Genomic DNA, 5,756 nt, shown 5'->3' on the forward strand with positions numbered 1-5,756 from the left:
CTATCAGTATCTGGTCGAATCGATCCGCAACTTTCCTGATCAGGAAACTTTCCTTGGGATGGTCCGCAAAGCAGGTTTTGGAAATGCCAAGTACCGCAATCTGACGATGGGCGTGGCGGCACTACATTCGGGGTGGAAGCTCTAGCATGCGCGGTCCTCATAATATCATACGCCTGATCCGGACAGGTGCGACGCTTGAACGTACAGGTGCGATGAAAGTCGTGCTGGATGCATTCGACACCGGCCCCCTGCTGCGCATCACCTTTCGCACACTGGTGTGGCCGTTTCAGTGGCTGGGTTACAAAGGCGATGTGACGACGCCGCCGGCGGTACGGGCGCTCACCGCACTTGGACCGGCCTATATCAAATTCGGGCAGGTCCTTTCGACCCGGCCTGATGTGGTGGGTGACGAGCTGGCCGTGCAGCTGCGCGTCCTGCAAGACAAGCTCCCCCCATTTTCCATGACAGAGGCCAAAAAAGCGATCCAGTCGGAGTTGGGCAATTCCTTTGACAGGCTCTTTGCATCCTTTTCCGAGCCGGTCGCTGCAGCGTCGCTGGCACAGGTGCACAAGGCCCATCTGGCGGATACGGGCGAAGCTGTCGCCGTCAAGATTTTGCGTCCGGGGATCGAACGGGCGTTTCGCAGAGACATTGATGCGTTCTATTTTGCCGCGCGCGCGATCGAAGTGCTTTCTCCTTCGTCGCGCCGTTTGCGCCCCATGGAGGTGATCAAGCATTTCGAAGGTGTGGTCATGGGTGAACTTGACCTGCGGCTTGAAAGCTCTGCCGCAGCCGAGTTCGGCGCGAACACCGAGAATGACACAGGCTTTCGGGTGCCAAAGGTGCTTTGGCATCTATCAGGACGCCGGGTCATGACGATGGACTGGGCCGAAGGAACCAATATCGGCATAAACGATGCGCTGGATGCCGCAGGACACGATCGCAGCGAACTGGCGACCCGGGTGCTGCAACTATTCCTGAACCAAGCCCTGCGCGATGGGTATTTCCATGGGGATATGCATCAGGGCAACCTGAAGGTTGCATCAAATGGTGACATCATCGCCTATGATTTCGGGATCATGGGCCGGATTGACGAGTATACCCGCCGTGTCTATGCCGAGATTCTGTTCGGATTCATCCGCAAGGATTATCAGCGCGTCGCAGAGGTGCATTTCGAGGCGGGTTATGTTCCCTCCGATCAGGATGTCGACGAATTCGCCCGTGCGCTGCGCGCGGTGGGTGAACCGATTTTCGGCATGGATGCCAGCCGCATCTCGATGGGTCGCCTTTTGAGTTACCTGTTTGAAGTGACGGAACGCTTTGGCATGGAAACCCGCACGGAACTGATTTTGCTGCAACGCACGATGGTGGTGGTTGAGGGGGTTGCACGTTCGCTCGACCCGCATATGAACATCTGGCAGGTCGCCAAACCTGTTGTCGAAGACTACATCAAGCAGAGCATCGGGCCCAAGGCGCTCTTGCGTGACCTTGCCAAGACTGCGCGCATCCTTGCGCGGTTTGGCCCCCAACTGCCCCAAATGGCAGAAGACGCCTTGATCCGCATGAACAACCCGCCGCCACCCCCAAGGCCGCAAAGGCGTATCGCGCGTCTGTCTTGGATGGCGCTGGGCGGTGTTCTGGTCGGTGGCGCAGTTTGGATCAGCACGTTTTTTTAACGGCGACCTTCCCGCAGTGCTGTAACTTGATTGCTTGCAACACTGATCCCTCCGGTAAGAAGAAGCATGGTTTCGCCATTCTCGAGGCGCACTTCGGTGACAGCGCCATATGTCTCAACCGGGGTTTGCGCGATCACTTCGCCGTTTGACTTTGAGACGATTTCAAATTGGTAAACGCCCGCAGGAAAAGGTGCCCCGCTTGGCCCCACGCCTGCCCACTGCACTGTCTCTGCACCTTGTGAAATCGCGCGGCGCTGCACCTCATCGCCAGCCTTGTTGCGCACGACAAGTTCTGTCGTATCGGCAGCAACGCGCAGCCCGGGCAAGAGCGTGAGCGGTTGTCCGTCAAAATAGGCCGGCGCGGTCGAGCGCACCTCCTTGCCCACGAGTGCCGCCATATCGACCAGTCCACCGGTATTCATTTGGGTTGTAAGCGACTGGAGAAGATCATTGGTAAGTACAGCCTGTTCAACCCCTGAAAATGTGGCGAGTTGCGTCGCATAGTCGGTCGAATCGACCGGATTGAGGGGGTCTTGATACTGCATTTGCGCAGTCAGCATCTTCAAAAACACTTCAAAGTCGGAACTGATCTGCACCGATGCATTTGTTACCGCAGGGTTGGCCGCCGTCATTGCCTGATTTGTGGGTTGCGTAATTTCCATGTCCGTTCCTTAAATGCGCAGATCGAGGCCGGAGCGGGTCTGTTCCGGTACGATGGTGGGTGTTTCAGACGGGTCCTGAACCTCTGTTTCAGGTGGCGTGTCAGGCCGCGACGTTTCAGAGCGGGCATCATCTGTCTGCTCTCCGAAAGAGAATGAAATCGAGGTGTAACCGAGCTGTCGAAACTCTTGCGCCAGAAGGTCCATATGCCTGCGAAGCAAGTCTTGCGTTTCGGGCCGTTCCGCCAGGACATTCAGGGTGATAGCGCCGTCACTTGCAGTGATGCTCAGCTTTACGCGCCCTAGCTCTTCGGGGTTGAGCGCGATGTCAGTCGTCTTTCCCTGATTGCTTGTGACCACCGTGGCAATCTGCGTTGCAACTTGCCTTGCGGTTTCGGGCGACGTACCGGCAGATACCGTTCCTTGAACGGGGGTGGCATGCGTCGGCCGGTCAGCCGGGGCAGAGGGCATAAGAAACTCGCCCTCAGCGACTTTCGTGGTTTTTTCATTTACTTCGCCTTGCGGCTGTTCAGCAATCTGCAACAACGCTATGGCCGGTGGCTTGACCGGGGCGTGTGCGCCTTGCGGTGTGGCTGCTGCTGGCGCTGCTATCATGCGCGGCGGTTCTTCGCGTCGTTGGCTTGGCGCTTCACCCGGCAGGGCCGCCATCGGTGCTATCGGTCCTGTTTTTTTGTCAAGGACCGGCGTTTTTACCTTGTCGGGCGCTGGCAGAAACTCCGGACGGGGCAAGGCATCATCGGATGCGGCCGTATTCAACCCGGCGGCGGCACGCCCTTTCTGGGCATCTGGCATTGCAGCCTGTGGAATACGCCCTTCAACAATGGATTGCGCAACCGAGGCGCGTTGGTTCTTGATGTCTGCGGGTCGCGCATCGGTTTTTTCAGCACGCAACGGCTCTGCCTGCTCACCACGGCGCGCAGGGTCAACCTCGGTCGGCATATTTGCTGCCCGCAAGACAGCCGTCTGAGCAGATGCCTTTGCATTGTGCGGAACAACCACTGCATCAGCACCATGCCTTGCGGTCCCCGTAGTTTCTGACAACATCAGAGCAGCTAAATTCACCTCTTGATCAGCACCTTGCTTGTCAATGAGCACAGCCGGTGTAACCGGCAATTCACCCTCTTCCTCAGCAGATGCGATAGTTTTCACTGTTTTATCGGTGACCGCCCTGCCGTCTACAGCACCCGCGGGTACCGCCATCAGATTACCGAAGGCGGTTTTGCTTTCAGCGCCAGCCAAAACATCAGTTTTTCGAGCAGTCTGCCCGCCGGATGTGCCCACGTCAGGAATTACGAAAGGAATCATCGGTTCTCCGATTGCGAATGATTGAGACCTTTGTCTGACGCAAAAAACTTACTGAATGTTTAGGACTGTCGGTCAATCTCTCCGGATCACAACCCGGAGAATCCGATGACAATGATCCATGACCTGCCCCCGCCACGGCCTGCTCCTGCCTTGCCGGACTATGTAAATACAGACGAAAAGCTACGTGATGCCGCACAAAAGATGGAAGCCACTTTTCTGGCCGAAATGCTGAAATCTGCGGGTGTAGGGGCACCACGGGAAACATTTGGTGGCGGCGAGGGTGAAGAACATTTTTCTTCTTTTCTACGCGACGCGCAGGCAGAGGAAATGGTGAAAGCAGGCGGGATTGGGCTTGCCGAAGCTCTGTTTGAGGCGATGAAGGTCCGTAGCTTTGCCTGATCAGCCCCTTGCACAGTTCCATCAACTGCTTGAGCTTGAAAAAAAGGCTCTGATTTCCGCGGATTTTGAACAACTTGGGGGGTTTTTACAGCAAAAAGAAGAGCTCTTGGAGCAGTTGGCGCGCGCGAAACCTGCAAAACATCTTCTACGCCCCATCCGGGCGAAAATGGACGAAAATCAGAGCCTTCTTGCTGCTGCAATCAAAGGCGTGGCAGCCGCTGGTGAACGGCTGGAAGCGCTGCAAAATGTGCAAAACGGTTTACGGGTTTACGACCCGTCCGGCCGCGTGGACTTGGTTCAGAATCGCCACCACAGTCTGGAAAAAAAGGCATGATTTCAGTTAAATTCTCAGCATTTCAATCGGTCAGATTAATGGGTTGTTCAGGCTGGCTTGGTTTACCGCTAGGCACCGCCACAACGGCGCATCGATATGAAGACATCGGTGATCTTCGTCAGAATGACGCTTCAAACCGCAGAAAATCTGCGGGTTTTCCAACCAACCCGGTGCAAAGCGCCATACACAAGGGACCATAGATTATGTCCAGTATTCTGACAAACAACAGCGCGATGGTTGCGCTTCAAACTCTGAAATCCATCAATAATGACCTGTCCAAAACCCAGTCAATGATTTCGACCGGAAAAGAGGTTGCTTCTGCCAAGGACAACTCAACCGTCTGGATCACTTTGGCATTTGATGAATAGGCGCGCTGCGTCTGGATCAGTTCTGTCAATTCACCCGCGACATCCGTTGCGGACTCTTCGCGTGCAAATCCGACGATATCGCCAGTCGGGCCATCACCTGCGTCCCAAAGAAAGAAAGATCCACTGTCGGGCGTAACGCGATAGCTTTGTTGATCCAATGTTTCCAAGCCGTTGACGTTCGGAACATCCACCAAAGGAATTTGGTAGAGAACACGGTTAATTCCGATATCAAAAGATGCTCTTACAAACCCGTTCTGATCGACTTCAATTGATGTGAGACTGCCAACCGGCGTACCGTTCTTGGAGATCGAGACAGGGGCGAACGCATCAGACAATTGCGTCAAACCGATCGAACTGCCCAACTCGCCAATGTTGATTTCCATTGGACCACCATCAACTGCGATGCTCAGCGCGCCGGTCAGGGGATCGTAAGCACCCCCGATCGGTGCACCGGGGTTTGTAAACGCGACGTTCGCCAATGTGCCACCGCCACCGCGCGTGGCATCAAATGTCAGCGTATATTCACCCACGACGTCAGGGATACCGTCGACATCGACATCAGATTCACTGTCACGGATTTCCATTGTCCATTCATTCGATGCACCATTTGCCGGTACCGTCGGCGCAAAGGTGAAGCTAAGGTTCGACGATGCGCCAAGATTGTCAAAATACTCGACCGATAGTGATTCCGTATCCCCCGGTGATCCTTCCCGTGTTGACGTCGCAGGCAAGTTGACCGACAGATCGACACGTGTCGTCGCCTCACCGGCGAATTGATTTGCGTTGATCTGAACCGGAACAAGACCATCAATGGAATCACGCGGATAGTTTGGTATCGTTCCATTCGGTGATGCAGGAACACCCAAAAGCACCAGCCCCCCCGGCGATCGAAGATACCCTTGGGCATCAGGCCGAAATGACCCTGTTGTTGTCAGAAACAGTGGGTTATCGCCGTTGTTAACGGCCACGGACGTTTCCGTTGTCACGGGCAGCA

7 protein-coding genes and 1 pseudogene are annotated in these 5,756 nt (G+C 55.4%); 5 read left to right on the forward strand and 3 right to left on the reverse strand.

Annotated features, from left to right (window positions below):
* A partial coding sequence (locus R6T97_RS10740) for a class I SAM-dependent methyltransferase (RefSeq protein WP_410349295.1) occupies positions 1-145 on the forward strand: 145 nt, incomplete at its 5' end.
* 1 nt (position 146) lies between these two features.
* The gene (gene ubiB, locus R6T97_RS10745) at positions 147-1,676 is read left to right on the forward strand and encodes a 2-polyprenylphenol 6-hydroxylase (protein WP_410349290.1); all 1,530 of its coding nucleotides are present in this window, start codon (positions 147-149) and stop codon (positions 1,674-1,676) included.
* Here the strand turns inward: ubiB and R6T97_RS10750 are convergent.
* Positions 1,673-2,338, reverse strand: a complete 666-nt coding sequence (locus R6T97_RS10750) for a flagellar hook capping FlgD N-terminal domain-containing protein (RefSeq protein ID WP_410349291.1) — start codon at positions 2,336-2,338, stop codon at positions 1,673-1,675. The two genes, ubiB and R6T97_RS10750, sit on opposite strands and share 4 nt — an antisense overlap.
* Positions 2,339-2,347: 9 nt before the next feature.
* Positions 2,348-3,661 carry a flagellar hook-length control protein FliK gene (locus R6T97_RS10755; RefSeq protein WP_410349292.1) on the reverse strand — a complete coding sequence of 438 codons (1,314 nt, stop codon included), beginning with the start codon at positions 3,659-3,661 and terminating at the stop codon, positions 2,348-2,350.
* 105 nt (positions 3,662-3,766) lie between these two features.
* Here R6T97_RS10755 and R6T97_RS10760 point away from each other — a divergent pair, with 105 nt between their 5' ends.
* From R6T97_RS10760 to R6T97_RS10770, 3 genes are all read left to right on the forward strand, one after another.
* Positions 3,767-4,060 carry a rod-binding protein gene (locus tag R6T97_RS10760; protein ID WP_410349293.1) on the forward strand — a complete coding sequence of 98 codons (294 nt, stop codon included), beginning with the start codon at positions 3,767-3,769 and terminating at the stop codon, positions 4,058-4,060.
* Positions 4,053-4,394, forward strand: coding sequence for a flagellar protein FlgN (locus tag R6T97_RS10765; protein ID WP_410349294.1), 342 nt, complete (start codon positions 4,053-4,055; stop codon positions 4,392-4,394). Before R6T97_RS10760 ends, R6T97_RS10765 begins: the two co-directional genes overlap by 8 nt.
* Before the next feature lie 233 nt (positions 4,395-4,627).
* The gene (locus tag R6T97_RS10770) at positions 4,628-4,762 is read left to right on the forward strand and encodes a hypothetical protein (RefSeq protein ID WP_410349296.1); all 135 of its coding nucleotides are present in this window, start codon (positions 4,628-4,630) and stop codon (positions 4,760-4,762) included.
* On the opposite strand, the pseudogene R6T97_RS10775 reads toward R6T97_RS10770, so the two are convergent.
* Positions 4,702-5,756: pseudogene (locus tag R6T97_RS10775) on the reverse strand (flagellar hook protein FlgE); the annotation flags it as partial. The gene R6T97_RS10770 and the pseudogene R6T97_RS10775 sit on opposite strands and share 61 nt — an antisense overlap.

This window comes from Yoonia sp., from assembly GCF_046498525.1.
GTDB lineage: Bacteria > Pseudomonadota > Alphaproteobacteria > Rhodobacterales > Rhodobacteraceae > Yoonia.

What these genes read in the sequence shown, in the direction of transcription:
- ubiB (WP_410349290.1), top strand. Translation starts at nt 147, where the DNA reads ATGCGCGGTCCTCATAATATCATACGCCTGATCCGGACAGGTGCGACG.
- R6T97_RS10750 (WP_410349291.1), bottom strand. Translation starts at nt 2,338, where the DNA reads ATGGAAATTACGCAACCCACAAATCAGGCAATGACGGCGGCCAACCCT.
- R6T97_RS10755 (WP_410349292.1), bottom strand. Translation starts at nt 3,661, where the DNA reads ATGATTCCTTTCGTAATTCCTGACGTGGGCACATCCGGCGGGCAGACT.
- R6T97_RS10760 (WP_410349293.1), top strand. Translation starts at nt 3,767, where the DNA reads ATGACAATGATCCATGACCTGCCCCCGCCACGGCCTGCTCCTGCCTTG.
- R6T97_RS10770 (WP_410349296.1), top strand. Translation starts at nt 4,628, where the DNA reads ATGGTTGCGCTTCAAACTCTGAAATCCATCAATAATGACCTGTCCAAA.